At 72.4% G+C, this 21,515-nt stretch carries 15 protein-coding genes and 1 pseudogene; 7 read left to right on the top strand and 9 right to left on the bottom strand.

Going from position 1 to position 21,515, the window contains the following annotated elements; all coding sequences use genetic code 11:
* Positions 1-10: 10 nt before the first annotated feature.
* Complete coding sequence (locus tag FRAEUI1C_RS36350; protein ID WP_013424270.1) at positions 11-838, bottom strand: DUF3891 family protein; 828 nt, start codon at positions 836-838, stop codon at positions 11-13.
* 190 nt (positions 839-1,028) lie between these two features.
* Here FRAEUI1C_RS36350 and FRAEUI1C_RS15580 point away from each other — a divergent pair, with 190 nt between their 5' ends.
* A complete protein-coding gene (locus tag FRAEUI1C_RS15580; protein WP_013424269.1) occupies positions 1,029-2,081 on the top strand; it encodes a toll/interleukin-1 receptor domain-containing protein in 1,053 nt (350 codons plus the stop codon).
* Positions 2,082-2,182: 101 nt separating this feature from the next.
* Here FRAEUI1C_RS15580 and FRAEUI1C_RS15575 read toward each other — a convergent pair whose 3' ends face one another.
* The 4 genes from FRAEUI1C_RS15575 to FRAEUI1C_RS15560 form a co-directional block, all read right to left on the bottom strand.
* Entirely contained in the window at positions 2,183-3,427 is a 1,245-nt protein-coding gene (locus tag FRAEUI1C_RS15575) for an ABC transporter substrate-binding protein (RefSeq protein WP_013424268.1), read from the bottom strand.
* Positions 3,428-3,646: 219 nt separating this feature from the next.
* Positions 3,647-4,360 (bottom strand): SDR family NAD(P)-dependent oxidoreductase, encoded by a 714-nt coding sequence (locus FRAEUI1C_RS15570; RefSeq protein WP_013424267.1) that lies wholly within the window; start codon positions 4,358-4,360, stop codon positions 3,647-3,649.
* Positions 4,361-4,424: 64 nt separating this feature from the next.
* A complete protein-coding gene (locus FRAEUI1C_RS15565) occupies positions 4,425-6,383 on the bottom strand; it encodes a flavin-containing monooxygenase (protein ID WP_013424266.1) in 1,959 nt (652 codons plus the stop codon).
* 39 nt (positions 6,384-6,422) lie between these two features.
* A complete protein-coding gene (locus tag FRAEUI1C_RS15560; protein ID WP_013424265.1) occupies positions 6,423-7,067 on the bottom strand; it encodes a TetR/AcrR family transcriptional regulator in 645 nt (214 codons plus the stop codon).
* 285 nt (positions 7,068-7,352) lie between these two features.
* On the opposite strand from FRAEUI1C_RS15560, the gene FRAEUI1C_RS15555 reads away from it, so the two are divergent.
* From FRAEUI1C_RS15555 to FRAEUI1C_RS15540, 4 genes are all read left to right on the top strand, one after another.
* Positions 7,353-8,579 (top strand): amidohydrolase family protein, encoded by a 1,227-nt coding sequence (locus FRAEUI1C_RS15555; protein WP_013424264.1) that lies wholly within the window; start codon positions 7,353-7,355, stop codon positions 8,577-8,579.
* Positions 8,580-8,628: 49 nt separating this feature from the next.
* Positions 8,629-9,849, top strand: coding sequence for an ABC transporter substrate-binding protein (locus tag FRAEUI1C_RS15550; RefSeq protein WP_013424263.1), 1,221 nt, complete (start codon positions 8,629-8,631; stop codon positions 9,847-9,849).
* Between the two features lie 78 nt (positions 9,850-9,927).
* Positions 9,928-12,687, top strand: coding sequence for an ABC transporter permease subunit (locus FRAEUI1C_RS15545; RefSeq protein WP_013424262.1), 2,760 nt, complete (start codon positions 9,928-9,930; stop codon positions 12,685-12,687).
* Positions 12,688-12,695: 8 nt separating this feature from the next.
* Positions 12,696-13,391 carry an ABC transporter ATP-binding protein gene (locus FRAEUI1C_RS15540; RefSeq protein WP_013424261.1) on the top strand — a complete coding sequence of 232 codons (696 nt, stop codon included), beginning with the start codon at positions 12,696-12,698 and terminating at the stop codon, positions 13,389-13,391.
* Between the two features lie 167 nt (positions 13,392-13,558).
* On the opposite strand, the gene FRAEUI1C_RS15535 is transcribed toward FRAEUI1C_RS15540, so the two are convergent.
* From FRAEUI1C_RS15535 to FRAEUI1C_RS15530, 3 genes are all read right to left on the bottom strand, one after another.
* Complete coding sequence (locus tag FRAEUI1C_RS15535) at positions 13,559-14,251, bottom strand: hypothetical protein (protein ID WP_013424260.1); 693 nt, start codon at positions 14,249-14,251, stop codon at positions 13,559-13,561.
* A 98-nt stretch (positions 14,252-14,349) separates the two neighbouring features.
* A complete protein-coding gene (locus tag FRAEUI1C_RS39580) occupies positions 14,350-14,508 on the bottom strand; it encodes a hypothetical protein (protein WP_013424259.1) in 159 nt (52 codons plus the stop codon).
* Positions 14,508-14,972, bottom strand: coding sequence for a nuclear transport factor 2 family protein (locus tag FRAEUI1C_RS15530; RefSeq protein WP_013424258.1), 465 nt, complete (start codon positions 14,970-14,972; stop codon positions 14,508-14,510). The genes FRAEUI1C_RS39580 and FRAEUI1C_RS15530 overlap by 1 nt, the downstream gene beginning before the upstream one ends.
* Before the next feature lie 508 nt (positions 14,973-15,480).
* Here FRAEUI1C_RS15530 and FRAEUI1C_RS15525 point away from each other — a divergent pair.
* Positions 15,481-19,704: a SpoIIE family protein phosphatase gene (locus FRAEUI1C_RS15525; protein ID WP_041259369.1), complete on the top strand. Its 4,224-nt coding sequence runs from the start codon at positions 15,481-15,483 to the stop codon at positions 19,702-19,704.
* Positions 19,701-20,009, top strand: coding sequence for an STAS domain-containing protein (locus tag FRAEUI1C_RS15520; RefSeq protein WP_013424256.1), 309 nt, complete (start codon positions 19,701-19,703; stop codon positions 20,007-20,009). Before FRAEUI1C_RS15525 ends, FRAEUI1C_RS15520 begins: the two co-directional genes overlap by 4 nt.
* Before the next feature lie 125 nt (positions 20,010-20,134).
* Here the strand turns inward: FRAEUI1C_RS15520 and FRAEUI1C_RS15515 are convergent.
* Positions 20,135-21,502, bottom strand: a pseudogene (locus tag FRAEUI1C_RS15515) (NtaA/DmoA family FMN-dependent monooxygenase).
* Positions 21,503-21,515: the final 13 nt, after the last annotated feature.

Below are 21,515 nucleotides of genomic sequence, written 5' to 3'. Positions count from 1 at the left end.
CGAGCCCGCCCTACCCAGCCGTCCCCGTGCGCTGGACGCGGCAGTCGAGCTGGAGGGCCGGCGCGGAGGCCAGCGTCGCGAGGAAGTCCTCCGGGTCGAGATAGGGCCGGTCCGGCACCAGCTGACCGGCGACGGGGAAGACGGCGTTCTCGGTGGCGAAGGGGTACGGGTCGAGGGCGAGCGCGAACGCGCCCACCGAACGGCAGGTGAGCACGCCCCGCCCGCCGCCCGCCCCCGGCAGCGGCGCGATCGTGCCGTCGGCACCGTGCCGGAAGGCGAACTGGAGCGAGAGCCGGTCCCAGACCTGGAGCAGCAGGTAGTGCTGGCGGACAACCGGGTCGTCGAACGCGGGCGCCGGAGTCGGGTGGCCGCGCACCGCGCCGAGCAGGTCGCGTTGGAGCTGGTCCAGCTCGGCGAGGAACTCGGCCACCAGGGCCTGCTCGTGGGCGGTCAGGCTCTGGTCGGCCAGCTCGGGGAGCCGGAACGTGCCGTAACGGCCGTTGTAGAGCCCGGCCGCGTGCATGCTGACCAGCAGGCCAGCCCACGGATCGCCGTGGGCGGCCCGGTCGACGCCGGCCCGGTAGGCCGGGATGTGCTCGATCGGGCCGACCTTGTGGAACTGGGTCGGCTGGCGCGTCGCCGGGTCGAGGCTCGGGCGCCGCTCCCAGACCGCCCAGCCGTCGTCATGGTGGCGCGCGGCGAGCGTGGCGGCGCGCTGGTGCTCCGCCAGCGCCGGGACGTCCTCGTTCCCCCAGGCGGCCGCGAACAGGCCGGTCTGGTCGCCGTGGTCCGGCTGGCGGACGACCAACAGGCTTCCCTCGTACCGAGTGGTGATCACGCCGCCACCCGCCCCTCGCCGCGCGCCGGCCGCCTGGGTGTCACCCGCTGAGACAGCGCGCCTGCCTGCGGAAACGTCATGTACCGACCATGGCACACCGGTGGGCGCGTGGACCGACGCAGTGCGGACCCGCACAGCCCGGGTCCACGAGTCTCCCGGGATCTCCACGGGTCGGTGACACACTGACCCAGTGATCGACGTGGCGGAAGGGCACGGCACGCGAGGAACACCCGACGGGTGGCATTTCTTCGTCTCGTACACCGGGGTCGATCAGCCGTGGGCCGAGTGGATCGCCTGGCAGCTGGAAGACGCGGGTTACCGGGTCCTGATCCAGGTCTGGGACTTCGTCGCCGGGTCGAACTGGCAGATCCGCATGATCGAGGGAATGGAACAGGCCCAGCGGACGGTGGCCGTACTGTCCCCCGCCTACCTGTCCTCGGTCTACGGCCAGAGCGAATGGCAGGCCGCCCATCGCGCGGACCCCAGCGGCTTCGCCCGGAAGCTGCTTCCCGTCCGTATCGAGCCGTGTCCCCAGCCCGGGCCGCTGGGCGCCATTGTCTCCATCGATCTGTTCGACCTCGACGCGAGCGCGGCGAGCAAGCACCTTCTGGATCACGTCCGGCACGCCCTTGCCGGCCGGGCCAAGCCGGCCACAGCCCCCGACTTCCCGGTGAGACGGCGCCACCAGTCGAGCAGCGAGCCGATTTTCCCCGTGCACCCGCCCGAAGGTTCCGATCGGTCGATTGAGCCGAGCGACGAGCAGAAGCTCGTGGAGGTGCTCGCGCACCGCCGCGGTGTGCTCGGTCCCGACCACGTCGAGACCCTCGCCGCCGCGCACGACCTCGCCGTCGCACTCAGGAGGAACGGGAACTACCAGGCGGGGCGCCCGCTGATCGAGGACACCCTGGTAAGACGCCGTCGTCTGCTCGGTCCTGACCACGTCGACACCCTCAGCACTGCCCAGGAACTTTCACTGGCTCGCTACGGAGACCGGGATCACCAGGCGGCGCGGGCCCTCGCCGAGGACACCCTGGAACGGTGCCGACGCGTTCTGGGCCCCGACCACGTCAACACGCTCGCGGTCGCCCGCGAGCTCGCGGCCTTCCTCACCACGATCCGGGAGCACGCCGCGGCGCGGGTGCTGGCGCGGGACACGCTGGAGCGGTGCCGTCGGGTGCTCGGCCTCGACCACGCCGACACGCACGCCATCGCCAGCCTGGCCGGCGCGACGCGGCGTGCGTGATCGCCGCTCTGGCCGACGACTCCAGGGCCAGAGCGGCGATCAGGCCGACGGCGCGCGTTCGATTCCGCGGGCCCGGCGGTGGCTCGAACCGGACGGTGAAATCAGGAGGCGGGGGCGACTGACTTGCCGGGGACGAGTTCGCCGCAGATCGGGGTCGCGCCGGAGACGAGGGTGAAGGTCTTTCCGGTGAGCTTGGTGACCCAGAGGCAGTTGTCGGCGCCGCCGACAATCGTGACGCGGTCGTTGATGTCGACGGTGTGGCTGCCGAAGAGGCCCATGGCGTCCCAGTCGTGGATGTTCGACAGCGCGCCGATCAGGGACGCGGAGGTCGGCTGGGCGCCCGCGGCCTTGAGCGCGCGTACGAGCAGACCGACGGAGACATAGCCGTTGTAGGAGCCGTACGTCGGTGCCGTGGTGATGGCGGCGCTGGTGAAGTCGGCCTGCAGTTGCTTCGTCGCGGCCGTGTGCATCTCCACCGGCTCGTACTGGAGGATGAAGTAGACGCCCTGGGCCTGGTTCAGCGCGCCCGGGCCCGCCTGGAGCAGGTCGCCGCCGTAGCCGGTGGGCAGGATCGACGCCTTCATCGGCACGTTCTGGTTACGCAGTCCCGTGATGAGCGCGAAGGACGTGTTCGGGTCCACGGACGCGGTCAGACCGTCGATCCCCGCGTTCTTCATCGCGAGTACCTCGGGACCGACGTCGGTGCTGCCGAAGGGGAACTTCGCGTTGAGGTACCCGACCTTGATGCCGGCGACCTGCGCGGACAGCGCCGCGGAGCTGGCCGACTCCGACGAGACCGGTGAGACGCCGTAGCCGAGCGAGGCGAGGTTGGTGATGCCCAGCAGCTTGTACAGTTTTCCGTTGGTGGTCGCGATCTTCGTCTGTTGCAGCGGGCCGACCACCGAGAACATGTTCTTGGCGGTGGTCCATTCCGGCCCGTCCTGGCTGACGCCGATCACCGGGACGTTGTGGGCCGTCAGGTAGTTCGAGGCCGTGAACAGGATCGCCGACTCGGCGAGCACGGCGCTGACGTGGTCCTGCGTGACCAGCTTCTGCGCCGCGGCCAGGGCGGTCGCCGGGTTTGTCGCGGTGTCCGCGAGAACGTACTTGACCGTGTAGCCGTTACGGGAGGCGTAGTAGGTGCCGGCCTTGACACCGTCGACGAAGGTCTTGTTTCCCGACGACGCCGGTCCGGTCACATCGGTGAGCACACCGATCGTGATGCTCTTCTTCGGGGCGGCGGTGGTGTCGCCCTTGTCGCCGCCACTCGACGAGCTACAGGCGGCGGCCAACACGGTCGCCGCCGCGACCACGGCTCCCCATAACAGGCATCGTTTTCGGACCACCGACTCACCATCCGTTCGTCTCGGCCGCGCGGCCGCATTCTTTCGACGGCTTCGCCCGGCGCCCCTGGTCTCGACATCGACCTCAACGTCGAGGCCGATAGTGACCTGAGACACATCGACGGTCAAGCGGTCGGGGCGGGGTGCTCATGATCAGCCGACTGGGTCGGCCGGGTCGGCTTCAGGCCCACCGAAGACCCGGGCGGTGCGGGCTCGGGCCGCCTAGATCCGCGTGAGCTGGCCGCCGTCGACGCTGTACTCGCTGCCGGTGATGAAGCTCGCCGCGGGCGAGACCAGGAAGGCGACGACCTCGGCCACGTCCTCGGCCGTCCCGGCGCGGCCGACGAGCAGGTCCTTGCCCAGCCGTTCCACGACGACGGGGTCGAGCATCGGCGTCGCGATCGGGCCCGGGATCACCGCGTTCACCCGGATCCGGTCGCGGCTGAGCTCGCTGGCCGCCGACTGGGTGAATCCCCGCAGCGCGAACTTCGACGACGAGTAGGCGCTGTGGTGGGCGAAGCCGCGGCAGGCGGCCGTCGACAGGGTGTTGACGATCACGGCATCCTGCTCCCGGGCCGCGGCACGCAGGGCGGGCAGCGCCGCCTGGACGCCCAGGAAGGCGCCCAGGAAGTTGACCTCCCACAGCGCGCGCATGCCCGCCGCGGTCTCGTCCGCGATCGACCCGCTGCGCAGGACGCCCGCGTTGTTGACCAGCACGTGCAGGGCGCCGAATCTCTCGACCGCGGTCTCGACCACCGCCCGCCAGTCGGCCTCCTCGCGGATGTCGCCCTGGCAGTCGACGACCGACTGGTCATCGCTTTCCGGACGGACGAGGTCCATCGCCACCACCGAACAGCCCTGCGCTCGCAGCCTTCGGACAATCGCGGCTCCCTGGCCTCGTGCGGCTCCCGTGACGATCGCGACTCGGTCGGGCATGCTTTTCTCCCTCTCATTGCTCGGAACACCGCTCGGCCACCCGACGGGTCAGGTGACCCGGAGGTCAGGTGAAGAGGTAGGACTCGGGATCGACCTGATGGGTCATCCGCCAGTAGTCGACCAGGCGCCACGGGCTCAGCACGTGCACGCGGCCGTCTTTCCCCTTGTACCAGGAATGTTTGACCGCCGGATGCGCCCAGACCGTGCCGGCGAGCTCGGCGTGCAGTCGTTCGACGTAGTCGTCGAAGGCCTCGCGGGTCACCTCCACCGACCGGTGGCCGCCGGTCAGCAGTTCCCTGATACAGGACCCGATGAACTGCATCTGGCATTCCGAGTGAAAGATGATGCTGCCCGCGTGGGCGAGGTTCGTGCCCGGCCCGTACATCAGGAACAGGTTGGGGAAGTCGGGCACGGTGATTCCCAGGTGCGCCGCCGGGCCGTCGGCCCACCGCTCCCCCAGCTCGACGCCGCCCCGGCCGGTGACCTTCATGGGCGCGAGGAACTCGTTCGCCCGGAAACCGGTGGCGACGATGATGACGTCCACCTCGAAGCGCCCGCGGCCGGTGACGACGGCGTCCGGCTCGACCCGGACGATCTCGTCGCGGATGAGTTCGACGTTGTCCCGGCGCAGGCAGCGCAGCCAGCTCCCGTCGTCCTGCAGCAGCCGTTTGCCCATCGGCGGGTAGTCGGGAACGACCTTGGCGAGCAGCTCGGCGTCGTCACCGACCTGGCTCTCGATCCAGGCCAGCAGCCCCTTACGCCGCGCCTCGCTCGTCGCGCTGGCGGAATGCGGCATCCCCGGCCACCGGGGGTCCACGCGGACCAGCTCCAGCGCCTTGTCGCTGGACTGGTAGAACAGCATGAACCGGTACCAGGCCGCATAGCCGGGCAGGTGGCGCATGGCCCAGGTCGCGCCTTCGCCCACCGGCGCCCGGTACTTCCGGTTCGGGGCCATCCACTGGGCGCTGCGCTGGAACACGACGAGGCTCTCGACGTCGCCGGCGATCGCGGGGGCGACCTGGAAACCGCTCGCGCCGGCGCCGATCATCGCGACCCGTTTTCCGGCGAGGCCGACCGTATGGTCCCAGCGGGCCGTGTGGAAGGCCGGACCGCGGAACTCGGCCAGGCCCGGGATCTCGGGAATCAGCGGGCGGTTGAGCTGGCCTACCGCCGAGATGACGACGTTCGCGTCGAGCCGGCTCTCCCGACCGCCCGGACCCCGGGTGACCAGACGCCACAGCGAGGACTCGTCGTCCCAGGTCGCCGACAGCACCTCCGTGTTCCACCGGACGTGGGGCGCGAGGCCATGGCGACGCATCACCCCCTGGAAGTACGCGAGCAGTTCGGGCGCCTGGGAGTAGTACTCGCTGAAGGCGTGGCTGGGCTCGAAGGAGTAGCAGTAGAAATGGTTGCCGACGTCGACCCGGCAGCCCGGGTAGCTGTTCTCCAGCCAGGTTCCGCCGGCGTCCGCGTTCTTCTCGAGGATGGTGAAGGGCACGCCGGCCTGCGCCAGGCGCAGGCCGGCGAGCAGGCCGGACTGGCCGGCACCGATGACGACGACGGACAGGTCCCGCCTCGCCGCGTCGGCCACCTCGGTGAGATCCAGCCGCCGGGGGTCGTCGCCCCGGACGTTCATCTCCTCCATGAACATCTCGGCGTAGTCGTCCGCGACCGGCTCGCAGACGAGCCACGACATGATCTCCCGCACGAGCGCGGTGGACGGCGCCGCGACGGGCGGGCAGCCGGCGTTCCGGTACGCCCGGATCGCCGCCAGCGCCGCCGTGCGCGCCGCGTCCAGCTCCTGGTCGGTCAGGCCGCCCTGGAAGTCGTTCGGAACGAAGGTCCGCGGCCGGAACGGCCCGTCCAGAAAGGACCGGTCCCCGGTGAGGTGAACGACGGCAGCCACGAGTGTCGGAACGCTGACGTCCTCCAGGTAGGCCGCGATCTGGTCGTCGCTCTGGCTGACAGCGGGAACGGCCGCGGGTAATGGCCCGTCGGTTTCCCTGGACTCCTCTGGCGACATTCTTCCTCCTGCTGGCGAACGTTGTGGCCTGCCGGCGATTCACGTCAGATCGAGGGCCACTCCGCTGAGCGCCTCGACGGCACGGGCGACCTCGGGGCCGGGTAGCGGCCGCATGATGTTGTGCTGCACGGCTCCCAGCAGGTAGAGATGCACCGCGCGGGCCCGCTCCTCGGCGTCCGGCACGCCGCAGCGGTCCAGGGCCGTCTCGAACAGGGCCCGGATGGTCTCGAAACAGGACAGCACCTCGGCGTCCACGCCCCGGGGCCAGGCGTGGGCCAGGTACGACGTCCACAGGTTCAGGCTGTTCAGCCGCGCGCGATCGTCCGGCGCCGCCGCGACGGCCGCGGGTGGCAGGAACGTCCGGACCAGCACTCCGAGCGCCTCCCGGCCGTCCGGCGCCGCGTCCATCCGCGCGCGCACCTGCTCGGCGAACTGCTGCAGGAACGTCAGCACGGCGAGGTCGACGAGCTCACCCGCGTTGTCGACGTAGTAGTGGACCGTGCTCTTGGTCAGGCCCGCCTCGTCGGCGACGGCCCGGATGGTGCACCCCGCGATCCCCGCGCGCGCCACCAGACGGGCGGCGGCCTGCGCGACGCGGGTCCGCATCGCCTCCTGGTTCGGCGACCACCGCGCGCCCGGGACGGACGTCTCTCCCGCCGGCGTGGCTACCAAAGGGCCCGTCATGCCGCCTACACTCCGATCCGGACGGCTGATCCGGACAGCCGTCCAAGACATTCGGACACGTGTCCGAAGCCTAGCGGACGAGGCATGGACGGCACAGCCGTTGGAGCCCTCCCCGCCGCCCGCCGATGCGGAGCGTAGTCACGTCGCCCTTCTTGACCAGCGATGTGCGCCAGCTCACTATGAAGCTCGATGTTGAGGTCGATGTCGAGCTTCGAGCGGTGCGTGACCTCGCGAGGCCGCCCGGAGACGTAGTGCGCCGCAGACGCAGTGGAGGAACGCACCCTCATGGCAGACACCGGCGACTTAGCCGCCCTGACGACCGTGTTCGACGCCGACAACCACTACTGGGAGTCGAGCGACGCCTTCACCCGCCACCGAGACCCCGCCTTCGCCGACCGGGGCCTGCGCGTGGTCGAGCTCGACGGCACCCGCCGCTACTTCCTCGGCGAGCACCCCCACCCGATCCTCCCGGGCCCCGGCGACGCCCACCCGCGGCCGCGGCCGGGCGCGCTCTACGACTACTTCGCCGGGCGCTCCGACAAGGGCTCGATCGGCGCCGAGCTCGCCTGCGAGGCGCCGGCCGAGCATCCCGAGTGGTTCAACCGGGACGCGCGGCTGGCCCGCATGGACGTCCAGGGCCTCGAGGCGGCCTGGATGTTCCCCTCGCACGCGGTCTGCCTCGAAGGGCCGATGCAGCCCGACATCGAGGGGTCGCTGGAGGTCCTGCGGGCCTTCAACCGCTGGCTGCAGGAGGACTGGGGCTTCGCCTACCAGGACCGGATCTTCGGCGTTCCCTACCTGTCGCTGTCGGACGCCGACGGTGCCGTCCGCGAGCTGGACTGGTGCCTAGACCACGGCGCCCGGGTGGTCAGCATCCGCAACGGCCCGGCGTTCACCCCGGACGGCACCCGCTCGCCGGCCGACCCCGTGTTCGACCCGTTCTGGGCCCGCGTCCAGGAGGCGGGCGTCGTCGTGGCGCCGCACGCCGGCTTCGACGACGGCTACCGCGAGGTCGAGGCGGCGGTCGCGCGGGCCTGGGGCTACCGCGCCGCCCAGCGCGGCGGGGACACGAACGCGATCACGCTGTCCGAGCCGTTCGTGACGATGCTGATGAAGCACCGCCTCGTCCAGGACTTCGCCGCCGCCCTGGTGAGCCACGGCCTGTTCGAGCGGTTCCCCCGGCTGCGGGTCGCCTACATCGAGAACGGCGGGACGTGGGTCGGCCCGCTGCTGCACGGCCTGGAGCTGCTCGCCGCGCAGAACCCCGGCATGTTCCGGACCTCCCCGGTCGAGCAGTTCGTCGAGCACTGCTGGGTCGCGCCGTTCGTCGAGGACGACGTGACCGCGCTGGCCGCGCACCTGCCGGCGCGGCGCATCCTGTTCGGCTCGGACTGGCCGCACGCCGAGGGCCTGGGCGAGCCGCGTGACTTCCTGGCCGGGCTCGCCGGGTTCAGCGCCGCTGACCAGCGCCGAATCATGGTCGACAACGCCCGCGAACTGACCTTCGGCTGACCCCCCGGTCACACGCCGGGGGATTTCTTCCTGGAAGGGACAGCTACAGATGTTCGGACACTTACTCAGACGGCTGCCGGTGGTCTCCGCCGTGGCCGCGCTCGTCGTCCTCGCGGCGGCGGCGTGCTCGTCGGGCGGATCCTCGGCCGCCGGCAGCTCCGGCGCGGGTGCCGCGCCGATCAAGATAGGCGCGATCTGCACCTGCTCCGGCTTCAGCAGCGAGACCGCGATGGTCTCCACCTACAAGGCCTGGGTCGCCCAGACGAACGCCGCGGGCGGCATCAACGGCCACCAGCTCCAGCTGCTCGTCGAGGACGACGCCGGCAACCCCGGCAAGTCCGTCACTGCGGCGCACACCCTGGTCGGCAAGCACGTGCTGGCCATCGTCGACATGACGAACGACGACGAGACGTGGGCGTCCTACGTCGCCGCCGCGAAGATTCCCGTGGTCGGCGGCGGCACCTCGACGACCCCGATGTTCACCAACCCGGACTTCTACCCCGAGGGCCAGACCGAGCAGGCGCTGTTCCCCTCGATCGTGCAGTCCGCGAAGACGGCCGGCGCCACGAACCTCGGCCTCATCTACTGCGCCGAGGCCGTCCAGTGCCAGGAGGGCATCCAGCCGCTCAAGGACACCGGGAAGTCACTCGGCCTGCCCGTCGTCTACGCCGGCGAGGTCTCGGCCACCGCGCCCAACTACACCGCGCAGTGCGTCGCCGCGAAGCAGGCCGGCGTCACCGCGCTGTTCGTCGCGGACATCACCGCCGTCGCCGAGAAGGTCGCCGGCGACTGCGCCCAGCAGGGCTACCACCCGATCTACGTGGTCGACGGCGAGATCCTCGCGAACCAGTTCCTGACCGCCCCCGGGCTCAAGGACAGCCTCGTCTCCCCGTCGCCGAACCTGCCCTACTTCGCCGACGCCCCCGCCGTCACCGCCATGAACACGGCGCTGGACAAGTACGCGCCGGGGCTGCGCACCAACGCCACCGACTTCACCGAGATCGCGGACGAAGGCTGGGTGTCCGGCCTCCTGTTCGGCGCCGCCGCGAAGGCCGGCGGCCTGGGCGCGGGCGGCGGCGAGCCGACCTCGGCCCAGCTCGTGGCCGGCCTGACCGCGCTGAAGGGCGAGACGCTCGACGGGTTCGCCCCGCCGCTGACCTTCGCCGCCGGCAAGGCCCACCCGATCGGGTGCTGGTTCGTCACCGAGGTGAAGGCCGGCGCGTTCAGCGTGCCGAACGGCACCACGCCGACCTGCGTCACCACCCAGTAGCCGACCGACCGCCCCAGCGCCGGGCGCGGACCCCTTTCCGCGCCCGGCGCCGGCCCGTACTGGAACCGGAGCGCCGGCGTGCACGATTTCCTGCCCTTCCTCGTCATCGGCCTGGCCAGCGGCGCCGTCTACGGCATGGCAGGCCTCGGCCTCGTCCTGACGTACAAGACGTCTGGCGTCTTCAACTTCGGCTACGGCGCCGTCGCGGCGCTCGACGTCTTCCTCTTCTATTACCTGCGCACCGAGCTGGGCCTGGCCTGGCCGCTCGCCGCCCTGGTAAGCGTCGGCGTGTTCGCCCCGCTGCTCGGGCTGGGGCTGGAACGCCTGGCCCGCTCGCTCGAGAACGCCAGCGACACGATCAAGGTCGTGGCGACGATCGGCCTGGTCCTGATCGTGGCGGGTCTCGGCCAGCTGTGGCACCCGACGACGGCCCCGACGTTCCCGCACTTCCTGCCGCGCTCGACGGTGCGCCTGCTCGGCGTCAACGTGACGTGGGAACAGATCATCATCTTCCTGTTCGCGCTGGCCGCGTCCGCCGTGCTCTACCGGTTCTTCCTGTCGGTGCGCCTCGGGGTCGTCATGCGGGGTGTCGTGGACGACCAGGACCTGGTCGCGATGTGCGGCGACGACCCGGTCCGGGTCCGGCGCTGGGCCTGGGTGATCGGCGCCGTGTTCGCCTCGGTCGCCGGCCTCATGCTCGCGCCGGGGCTGGCCCTGGACGGGGTCACCCTGACAACCGCGGTCTTCGCCGCGTTCGGGGCGGCGGCGATCGGCTACTTCTCGCACCTGCCGCTGACGTTCGCCGGTGGCCTCGTCATCGGGGTCGCGGGGGCCATCGTCGACAAGTACGGCGCCACGGTCAGCTGGATCGGTGGCCTCCCGCCGAGCCTGCCGTTCCTGGTGCTGTTCGTCGTGCTCATCGTGCTGCCCCGCCGCCGGCTCGACCGGCGCCGGACCGGCGCCGCGCTGCCGGTGCGCCGCCCGTACCACGCGCCGGGCCCGGTCCGCTGGGTCAGCGGGCTGGTCGCGCTCGGCGTGCTCGCGGTGATCCCGGTGGTCCAGGCCGGCCACCTGGCCGTCTGGTCGGCGGCGCTGATCGACATCATCCTGTTCCTGTCGCTCGGGCTGCTGGTCCGCCAGTCCGGCCAGATCTCGCTGTGCCACCTCGGCTTCGCCGCCGTCGGGGCCGCGGCGTTCAGCCACCTGGCCGTCGGCGCCCACCTGCCGTGGCTGGTCGCGCTGCTGCTGGCGACGCTGATCGCGATCCCCGTCGGCGCCCTCGTCTCGATTCCCGCCGTGCGGCTGTCCGGGGTGTTCCTGGCGCTCGCGACGCTGGGCTTCGGCCTCATCCTCGAAGAGGTCTTCTACACGCGGCGCTTCATGTTCGGCACGACCAGCATCGGCGTCCCCGACCCCAGGCCGCTGGTCCGCCTCGGCGGCTGGGACCTGTCCAGCGACCGGGGCTTCTACTACCTGATCCTGGTCGTCGTAGTCCTCGTCGTGCTCGTCGTGACCGCGATCAGCCGCAGCCGGCTCGGCCGCCTCCTGGAGGCCATGGCCGACTCCCCCGTCGCGCTGGAGACCCACGGCACCACCTCGACGGTGCTCAAGGTGCTGGTGTTCTGCGTCGCCGCGGCGATGGCCTCACTCGCCGGCGCGCTGACCGGCATGCTCTACCAGTACAGCGTCGCCAGCTACTTCCAGTCGTTCAGCTCGCTGACGCTGGTCGCGCTCGTCGTCATCGTCACCGTCGGCGACCCGTGGTACGCGGTGATCGCCGCCATCGGCTACTCGGTGCTCCCCGGCTACATCACCTCCTCCGACGCGGCCACCTACCTGCAGGTCCTGTTCGGCGTCGGCGCCGCGCTCGCCGCCTACGGCGTCCGCGCCGGCACGGTCCCGCCCCCGCTGCGCCGGATCCTCGACCGCCTCGGCGGCCGCGCGCCGGCGCCGCCCGAGCCCATCGCCGCCGTCGTCGACGACCTGGCGGAGACGGCCGTGCCGGCGCCTCGCCGGCCCCTCGGCGAAGGACTGGCGGTCCAGGACCTGACCGTGCGCTTCGGCGGGGTGACCGCCGTCGGGAACGTCAGCCTCGAGGCGCCGCTGGGCGTCATCACCGGCCTCATCGGCCCGAACGGCGCAGGCAAGACGACCACCTTCAACGCCTGCAGCGGCCTGAACCGGCCGGGCGGCGGGCGCGTCCTGCTGCACGGCACCGACGTGACCGGCGAGGGACCGGCCCGGCGCGCCCGCCGCGGCCTGGGCCGGACCTTCCAGCGCACCGAGCTGTTCGACAGCCTGACCGTCCGGCAGAACGTCGCGATGGGCCACGAGGCAGGGCTCGCCGGGCGCAACCCGTTCACCCAGGTCGTCGGGTCGCGCCGGGCGACCCGCGCGATCGCCGCCGCGACCGACGAGGCACTGGCCCTGACAGGCATCGGGCACCTCGCCGAGACGCAGGTCGGGCTGCTGCCCGTCGGCCAGCGCCGGCTCGTCGAGCTCGCCCGCGTGCTCGCCGGCCGTTTCGACATGCTGCTCCTGGACGAGCCGTCGTCCGGTCTCGACGGCCCGGAGACGGCCCGGTTCGGCCGGGTGCTGACCGAGGTCGTGCGGTCGCGGGGCTGCGGGATCCTGCTCGTCGAGCACGACATGACCCTCGTGCGGTCGGTGTGCGACCAGGTCTACGTGCTGGACTTCGGGTCGCTGCTGTTCACCGGGACGACCGAGGAGATGGCCCGGTCCCGGCGGGTCCGGGCCGCCTACCTCGGCGAGACCGAGGACGATCCGGCCGCGCCGGGCGCCGCCACGACCCTCGAACCCGCCACCCGGGACAGGTGAACGCCACCATGCTCAGCCTCCACGAGGTCACCGCCGGCTACGGCGGCACGACCGTCCTGCACGAGGTCACCCTGACGGTCGGCGCGGGCGAGGTCGTCGCCCTCCTCGGCCCCAACGGCGCGGGCAAGACCACGCTGCTGCGCGCCGCGACCGGCCTGCTGCGCCCGCGCGCCGGCCGGGTGGAGCTCGCGGGAACCGACCTCACCGGCCGTCCCCCGCACGTGTTCACCCGCGCCGGTGTCTGCCTGCTCCCCGAGGGCCGCGGGATCTTCCCCTCGCTGACCGTCCGGGAGAACCTGATGGTCCAGGCCAGGGGCCGCGGCCTCGACGCGGCGGTCACGACCGCCGCCGACCTGTTCCCCATCCTCGGCACCCGGCTGCGCCAGACCGCGGGCAGCCTGTCCGGCGGCGAACAGCAGATGCTCGCGCTGGCGAGGGCCTACCTCACCGAACCGTCGGTGGTCCTCGTGGACGAGGCCTCGCTCGGCCTCGCCCCGATCGTCGTCGACACCATCTACGAGGCCCTCGGCGAGCTCGCGCGCCGTGGCGTCTCGCTGGTCGTCGTCGAGCAGTACGCCCAGAAGGCCCTCGCCATCGCCGACCGGGTCTACGTCCTACGCCGAGGCTCGATCGTCCACACCGGCCGCGCCGACGAGACCTCCACCGACGAGCTCTACCGCGGCTACCTGGGCATCCCGGCCTAGCGCCAAGAGCCGGAGGGCGGCCGCCAGGCATCGGAGCTCGGCAGCCGGGCCATTGATCGCCGTTTCGGCCCTCCCATGGTCGTGACCAGGCCGTCTCCACAACCACCGGAGGGCCGAAACGGCGATCACCAGCACCAAGGTGGCAGCGCGCGGCCGCGGGCATGGTCCTACTGAGGCGCTCCGGGCGGGGCCGGCCGCGGCGGTGGTGGGGCCGGCCGCGGTGGCGGTGGTGGGGTGACCGGTGATCTCGCGGCCAGTTCGGCCTCGATGTCCGGGAGCCAGAACGCGACCTCCAGGGTCTTGAGGGCCGCCCACCGGGACAGCTCGTGCCCGGCCCGCGTCGCGCCGACGAAACCCACCAGGAAAACCGCCAGGCAGAACGCCGGAAGTCCCCGGTTCCAGTCGGCGACGAGCTCCACGGTGGCGACGCCGGCCGCGAGGAGCAGCGCGAACCCGGCGTTGCGCAGCGCGATTCCGCTGGCTCGCAGCCGGCTGATCTCGCCGGCCGAGTCGGGCGCCTTCACCTCGATGGCCGCGAAGATGATCGCCGGGTCGACCTGGACGAACGCCATCGACCGGGCGACCGGGAACCGGTCGAGGAACTCCTGCCGGGTGCCGCCCCCGGGGCGCAGCCATCGCGGCATCCGCCGGCCCAGGAACCGGCGCGGGGCGTAGGTCAGGTGGCCGAGAAGATAGCTGGCGAGGATGCCGCCGCCGACCAGCACCGTGGAGTTGAGGTCGCCGACCTGCCCGAGATCGACCCACGACTCCCGGTCGAGCACGTACAGCAGGAGCGCGAGGTAGAGCGAGCCGGGCACGGAGTAGGCGAAGATGTCGAAGACGCCGAGGCTCAGGTTCATGTTGTCCTCTGTCCGACCGTTCCGCGACCACGATCGTAGAGCCGTCGGCAGAGCACCGAGGGGGCAACCGTGCTCGCCGACGCCCCGGGCCCGCGGCGCTACCGGCGGGACACGCCGAGGTCGCCGGGGCGCGGTCGCCAGGCCTCGAGGAACTCGGGCGGCGGCGGGGTGATCTCCAGTGTCGGCCTGCGCGGCACCGAGATGCGATAGGCGATCCGCCACCCGTCCGGCAGGTCGGCCGCGCCGAGCGGGGGCATCAGGCCCGCCCCGCGAGCGTGACCCGCCACGGGTCCAGCGCGGCCGACGTCGGCACGCCGGCGCCCTCGGCCCGCGGCGTGCGCGGGATCCCCCGCCGGTAGGAGATCCGCCAGCCCTGCGCGGTCCGTACGAAGATGTCGAGGAACTCGCCGCTGGTCAGCCGGCTGTCCCGGTTGATCCCGATGTAGCGGCTGCGGGCCAGCACCGTGCCGTCGTCCCGCGCGGACAGGGCCGTGTTGACGGTGAAATGGTCCGGGGCCGCCGCGCTCTTGGACAGCACGTAGTCCGCGAGCTCGGCGAGACCGTGGTAGCTGCGGTGCGGGCCGATCCCGTGCTCGACGGTCGCGTCCGGGGTGAACACCAGGCACAGCCCGTCGACGTCGTTGTCGTCGAAGACGTAGGAGAACAGCGCGAGGATCTCCTGGATCGCCAGCACATCCTCCTGCGGAAGGTCCACGGCCACGTTCGTTGTCTCCCTCGGCCCGAGCGTCGGCCCGTGGCGACCACCGCCCGGGCTCTCCCAGGATGGTCAGCGCCCGGCCGGCGGGGAACCCCACTTCACACCCCTGGCCACCCCTAGCGGGCGAGGACCTGGCGGGTGAGCGCGTCCAGCCGTGCCGGCGCGGCACGGTCGAACGACCCGTCCGCCACGCTGACGCGGCGTTCCTCGACCAAGGAGCGCAACGCGTGAAGAGCATCCCGCGGGTCGCCGGCGCCGGGTCCGGGCGGTCGACCCGCCGGGCCCATGGCCGCGGTCCGGCGGATCCTCCCTGGCCGCGAGGCATGTTGATCACACGGCGGGGTAATCGTCACCTATCTGGTAGGTTGCCCGTCGCGGAGGCGGGCGCTGGTGGGCCGGGCTGCTCGTCGGGACCGGCGAGGAGGCGGTCGGTGTCGTGGTCTGAGGACGCGCCGCTCAGCAGGTGGACGGCCGGCGCCTCCTGTCTCGGCGTTGACGCGCGGCCGGCTCCGTGAGCAGCGACGCCGACGGCGGGACGGACCCGGCGACGGAGGCATCCGCCGACATGTCCGCCGCCGTGTTCGCCGCCGACGTCGAGGTCGGCCAGGACCTGGCGGCCGTGGACTGGTCGGCGACGCCGATCGGGGCGCCGTCCGGCTGGCCGCAGAGCCTGCGGACCGCGGTCAGCATCCTGCTCTCGTCGCGGTTCCCGATGTGGATGGCCTGGGGCCCGCGGCTGACCTTCTTCTGCAACGGCGCCTACCGCCGCGACACCCTGGGCCAGAAGTACCCATGGGCGCTGGGCCGTCCGGCGGACCAGGTGTGGGAGGAGATCTGGGACGACATCGGGCCGCGCATCGACGGCGTCCTCTCGACCGGCCAGGCGACCTGGGACCAGGCGCTGCGGCTGTTCCTGGAACGCTCGGGGTACCCCGAGGAGACCTACCACACGTTCTCCTACAGCCCACTGCGTGATGATCACGGCACGGTCGTCGGGATGCTGTGCGTGGTCAGCGAGGACACCGAGCGGGTCCTCAGCGAACGGCGGATGGCGACCCTGCTGGACCTGGGCTCGGACTCCAGCGTGCTGCGCACCGAGCAGGAGATGCTGGAGCTCACCGCGAGCCAGCTGGTCCGCAACCAGCATGACCTGCCGTTCACCCTGACCTACCTGTTCGACGGGGCGGCGGCCGCGCGGCTGGTGACGTCGACCGGGATCGCGCCCGGGCATCCGGCGGCCCCCCAGCACGTGCTGGTCGCCGATCCGGCGGCGGTCTGGCCGGCCGCCGCCGCGGCCCGGGGCGAGACGCTCCTCGTCGACCTCGCCGGGGACGCGCTGCCGACCGGAGCGTGGCCGCGGCCCCCGAACCAGGCGCTGGTGGTGCCGCTGCCCCAGCAGGGCAGCGCGCCCATGGGCTTCCTGGTCGCCGCGCTGAACCGGTACCGGCCGCTGGACGAGCGGTACCGCGGGTTCGTCGACCTGGTCGCGGGCCACGCCTCCACCAGGGTGCTCAGTGCTCGCGGCTACCGGGCCCAGCAGCGACGGGCCGAGGAGCTCGCGGAGCTGGACCGCGCCAAGACCATCTTCTTCTCCAACATCAGCCACGAGTTCCGCACGCCGTTGACCCTCATCGCCGGCCCGGTCCAGGAGCTGCGAACGCGCCTCGCCGGGGCCGAGCCCGCGCTGCGGGAGGAAGTCGAGGTCATCCACCGCAACGGGCTGCGGCTGGGCCGGCTGGTCAACGCGCTGCTGGACTTCTCCCGCCTCGAGGCCGGGCGGATGCAGGCCAGGTACGAGCCGGTCGACCTGGCGGCGCTGACCCGGGAGCTGGCCAGCGTCTTCCGGTCGGCGATCGAGAAGGCAGGGCTGCGGTTCGACGTCGACTGTCCCCCGCTGCCCTTCCCGGTCTACGTCGACCGGGGCATGTGGGAGAAGGTCGTGCTCAACCTGCTGTCCAACGCGGTGAAGTTCACCTTCGACGGCGCCATCACGGTCCGCGCGCGGGCCCTGGGCGGGCACGCGGTGGTCACGGTCGCCGACACCGGGGTGGGCATCGCCGAGGCGGAGATGCCCAGGCTGTTCGAGCGGTTCCACCGGGTCGAGAACGCCCGGTCCCGGTCCAGCGAGGGCAGTGGCATCGGGCTGGCCCTGGTCAAGGAGCTCGTCAGCCTGCACGCCGGCGAGATCACCGCGCTGTCGGCGGAGAACCTCGGCACGACCTTCACCATCCGGCTGCCGTCGGGGCGCGCCCATCTGCCGGCCGACGCGGTGACGGCGGACCAGGCGGCCGGCGAGCGGGCGCCGGCGCGCACGTCGGCGAGCGCCGAGCCGTTCCTGCGGGAGACCCTGCGCTGGCTGCCGGACCCGCCGGACGGGCGGGTCGAGCCGTCCGACGGCGCTGACGCCCTGCGCGTCGAACCGGGTTTCCCGGCCGACGGCGGCGGGGCGCGGTCGGTCCGGGTCCTGGTCGCCGACGACAACGCGGACATGCGCGGGTACCTGACCCGCCTGCTGCGCGGGGCCGGCCACACCGTCGTGGCGGTCAACGACGGCCGGGCCGCGTTGGACGCGCTGCGCGCCGAGCCGTTCGACCTGGTCGTCAGCGACGTGATGATGCCCGGTCTGGACGGGCTGGAGCTGGTGGCCGCGCTGCGGGCGGACCGGCGCACCGCGAGCGTGCCCGTGCTGCTGCTGTCCGCGCGGGCGGGCGAGGAGGCGTCCGTCCAGGGGCTGGAGGCCGGCGCCGACGACTACCTGGTCAAGCCGTTCGCCGCGGCCGACCTGCTGGCGCGGGTGCGGGCCAACGTGGAGCTGGCCCGGCTGCGCGGCCAGCACGCCCGGTGGCGCGACGCCCTGGTGGACTCGCTGCAGGAGGGGTTCTTCGTCTCCGACGCCGACGGCACGGTGCTCGAGACGAACGCGACGTTCACCGAGATCCTCGGCTACGGGCCCGACGGGCTGCCCTACCGCCCGCCGCTGCCCTGGTGGCCCGATCCCGAGACCGACCCACACGCGTACGCGCGGGTCCGCCGGGAGGCCGCCCGCCTGGTCGACGGCACCATCGGCCAGGCCGACCTGCCGCTGGTCCACCGGGACGGGCACCCGGTGTGGCTGCGGGTCACCTACAACCGGGTCGAGGAGCCCGGGTCCAGCCGGCACGTCGCCGTGGGGACCGTCCGCGACATCACCGCCGAGCACTACAGCGGGCAGCGCGACACGGCGCTGGCCGCGCTGGCCGAGCAGCTGGCCCAGGCCAACACGGTGCCCGAGGCGCTCGCCGCGGCGGTGGCGCAGCTCCAGCGCACCTGGTCGGCCCGCCGGGTCGTCGTCGCCGCGTTCGCCACCACGCCGTCGGGTCCTCGCCCGGAGCCGGAGCTGGTCTACAGCAGCGACCACAGCCGGTGGCCCGAGCTGCCGGTGGACCTGCGGGAGTCGCTGACCCGGCTGCGCGCGGCTCCGCTGCTCGCGCCCCAGCTCCACCAGCCCGGACGGGCCGGCATCACCGTCGCCTATCCCGGCGGTGTGCTGGTCGTGTGGATCGATGTCGGCGACCGGCGACCGGTCGGCGACCAGGACCGCGCGCTGCTGTCCGTGCTGGCCGGCCGGCTCGGGCAGGGCGTGCACCGGGTGCACGAGATCGACCAGCAGCGCGAGGCCGCGGTGGCCCTGCAGCACGCCATCCTCGGGCCGGCGACCCTGCCGGCCGGGTTCGCGGTGCGCTACCAGCCGGCGATGAGCCCGCTGCAGGTGGGCGGCGACTGGTACGACACCGTGCCCATGGACGAGGGCCGGATCGGCATCGTGGTCGGCGACTGCGTCGGCCACGGGCTGGACGCCGCCGCGGTGATGGGCCAGCTGCGCAGCGCCTGCCGCGCGCTGCTGCTGGAACACTCCAGCCCCGCGCGGGCCCTGGCCGGCCTGGACCGGTTCGCCGCGCTGCTGCCGGCGGCCGAGTGCACCACGGTCTTCTGCGCCACGCTCGATCCGGCCACCGGCGAGCTGGTGTACAGCAGCGCCGGGCACCCCCCGCCCATCCTCGTGCGCGCCGACGGCACCACGACGACCCTGGAGGGCGGGCGCGGCATCCCGCTGGGGCTGCGCGCCGACCGGCAGCGCGGCGAGGACAGCCACGTCATCGCGGCCCGCTCGACCCTGCTCCTCTACACCGACGGGCTGGTCGAGCGCCGCCGTCGCTCGCTCGACGAGGGCATCGGCCGCGCCGCGGCGGCGGTGCACGACGGCCGGGACAGGCCCGTCGAGGACCTGGCCAGCCAGCTCATGACGACGCTCGCCCCGGTCGGCGGGTACGAGGACGACGTGGCGCTGCTGCTCTACCGGCCGCCGGGGCCGTTCGAGGTCGACTTCGTGGCCGTGGCCAGTGAGCTGGCCACGGTCCGCCACGCCATGCGGGCCTGGCTGGCACGCTGCGACCTGGGGGCCCAGCAGATCAACGACGTGCTGATCGCCGTGGGCGAGGCCTGCAACAACGCCGTCGAGCACGGCCACCGCGAGCACCCGGCCGGGCTCATCCGGCTGCGCGCCGCGGCGCTGGCCGACCGGCTGTGGGTGTCGGTCATCGACAGCGGCCGCTGGAAGCCGCGCGATCTCGAAGCGACGGCCCGGGGCAACCGCGGCCGCGGGATCGCGCTCATGCGCGGCCTGATGCACCACGTCACGATCGACCCGACCGACGCCGGGACCACCGTCGAGATGTACACGAGGATCGTCACGTGAGCACTCCGCTGACCCTGAGCACCGGGCACGACCCGGCCGGCCGGCCGGTCCTGACCGCCCGCGGCGAGATCGACATGGCGAACCTGGCGACGTTCCGTGCCGCGCTGGAGACCGCCGTGACCCAGGCGAGCCCGGTCGTCGTCGACCTCACCGCCGTCGACTACCTGGACAGCGGCGCGATCAACGCGCTGTTCGTCCACGCCGAGCACCTGCACCTGATCTGCAACCGCACCCTGCTGCCGGCGCTGCGGATCAGCGGCCTGACCGAGCTGACCACCATCGAGACGCCCGACCCGCGGGCCTGACGGGTTGGCTGGCCGGCGCCCCATGATCGCCGTTTCGGCCCGCTGGTGGTCGTTACCGGGCCTGTTTCGTAGCCATCCGAGGGCGAAAGCAGCGATCAAGGCGACGGGCGGGCGGCCTGCCTCCGCTAGGCGACGGCGGCCGGGGTCCGGGGCGCCTCCGGAGCCGGGATGCGCAGGTTGTCGCGCAGGGTCGTGCCGGTGTAGTCGGCGCGCAGCGAGCCACGTTCCTGCAGCAGCGGGACGACCTTGTCGACGAACTCGTCCAGGCCCGTCGGGGTCAGGTGTGAGCCGAGGATGAAGCCGTCCGACCCGCCCTGCTGGACGAACCCGTCCAGCTGGTCGGCGACCTGGGTCGGCGTGCCGACGAACTAGGTGCGGCTGAACAGGTGGATGGCCAGTTCGCGCAGCGAGAAGCCGTTCGCCGCCGCGATCTCGCGCCACTGGCGGACGGTCGCGAGCGCGTCCTGATGCAGCCGGGCCCGGCCCTGGATGACCAGCGGCCCGTCGGGGTCCGGGTCGACGTCGGGCAGCGCGCCATCCGGGTCGTAACCGGAAAGGTCACGGTTCCACACGGCCTCGAGGAGGATCTGCGCGGTCTGGCCGGTGATCTGGGTGCGGGCGATCTCGCGGGCCTTCTCGGCCGCGTCCGCGGCGGAGTCGCCGAGGACGAACGAGCCGCCGGGCAGGATGCGCACCGACCCCTCCGGGCGTCCGGCCCGGGCGACCCGGCGCTGGATGTCCTGGTAGAACTCCTGCGCCTCGGCCAGCCGGTGGAACGGCGAGAAGATCGCGTCGGCGGTGGCCGCGGCGAAGTCCCGGCCCTGCGGGGACACCCCGGCCTGCAGGATCACCGGCCGGCCCTGCGGGCCGCGGGGCACGTTGAACCGGCCCGAGATGTCGAACTGCCGGCCGTGGAAGCGGAAGGTGCCCGCGTCGGCGTCCCGCAGGAACCGGCCCTGGGCAGCGTCGGCGAGCACGGCCTCGGGCGACCAGGTGTCCCACAGCCGGCGGGCGACGGTGACGAACTCCTCGGCCCGGATGTACCGGTCGTCGCGGTCGAGGAACCCGCCGCGCCTGAAGTTCTGGCCGGTGAAGGCGTCGAACGACGTGACGACGTTCCAGCCGGCCCGGCCGCCGGAGAGGTGGTCGAGGGAGGCGATCTGGCGGGCCAGGTCGTAGGGCTCGTTGAAGGTCGCGTTGAGGGTGCCGACGAGCCCGAGATGCTCGGTGACCGCGGCCAGCGCGGCGAGCACCGGCAGCGTGTCGGGGCGGCCGATGATGTCCTGGTCGAAGATCTTCCCGAGCCGTTCCCGCAGGACGAGGCCCTCGGCCAGGAAGAAGAAGTCGAACTTCCCGCGTTCGGCCGTCCGCGCCACGTGCTGGAAGGTGGAGAAGTCGATCTGGCTGCCGGCGGCCGGGTCCGACCACACGGTCTGGTGGTTGACGCCCCCGACATAGGCGCCAAGGATGATCTGCTTGCGCGCGCCGCTCATGCTGCGTACCTCT

Source organism: Pseudofrankia inefficax, assembly GCF_000166135.1.
Lineage (GTDB): Bacteria > Actinomycetota > Actinomycetes > Frankiales > Frankiaceae > Pseudofrankia > Pseudofrankia inefficax.
The sequence above is the reverse complement of the archived record's forward strand: the minus strand, read 5'-3'. Positions and strand labels throughout refer to the sequence as shown.

What these genes read in the sequence shown, in the direction of transcription:
- FRAEUI1C_RS15570 (WP_013424267.1), bottom strand. Translation starts at nt 4,360, where the DNA reads ATGCCCGACCGAGTCGCGATCGTCACGGGAGCCGCACGAGGCCAGGGA.
- FRAEUI1C_RS15540 (WP_013424261.1), top strand. Translation starts at nt 12,696, where the DNA reads ATGCTCAGCCTCCACGAGGTCACCGCCGGCTACGGCGGCACGACCGTC.
- FRAEUI1C_RS15555 (WP_013424264.1), top strand. Translation starts at nt 7,353, where the DNA reads ATGGCAGACACCGGCGACTTAGCCGCCCTGACGACCGTGTTCGACGCC.
- FRAEUI1C_RS39580 (WP_013424259.1), bottom strand. Translation starts at nt 14,508, where the DNA reads ATGCCCCCGCTCGGCGCGGCCGACCTGCCGGACGGGTGGCGGATCGCC.
- FRAEUI1C_RS15535 (WP_013424260.1), bottom strand. Translation starts at nt 14,251, where the DNA reads ATGAACCTGAGCCTCGGCGTCTTCGACATCTTCGCCTACTCCGTGCCC.
- FRAEUI1C_RS15565 (WP_013424266.1), bottom strand. Translation starts at nt 6,383, where the DNA reads ATGTCGCCAGAGGAGTCCAGGGAAACCGACGGGCCATTACCCGCGGCC.
- FRAEUI1C_RS15550 (WP_013424263.1), top strand. Translation starts at nt 8,629, where the DNA reads ATGTTCGGACACTTACTCAGACGGCTGCCGGTGGTCTCCGCCGTGGCC.
- FRAEUI1C_RS15560 (WP_013424265.1), bottom strand. Translation starts at nt 7,067, where the DNA reads ATGACGGGCCCTTTGGTAGCCACGCCGGCGGGAGAGACGTCCGTCCCG.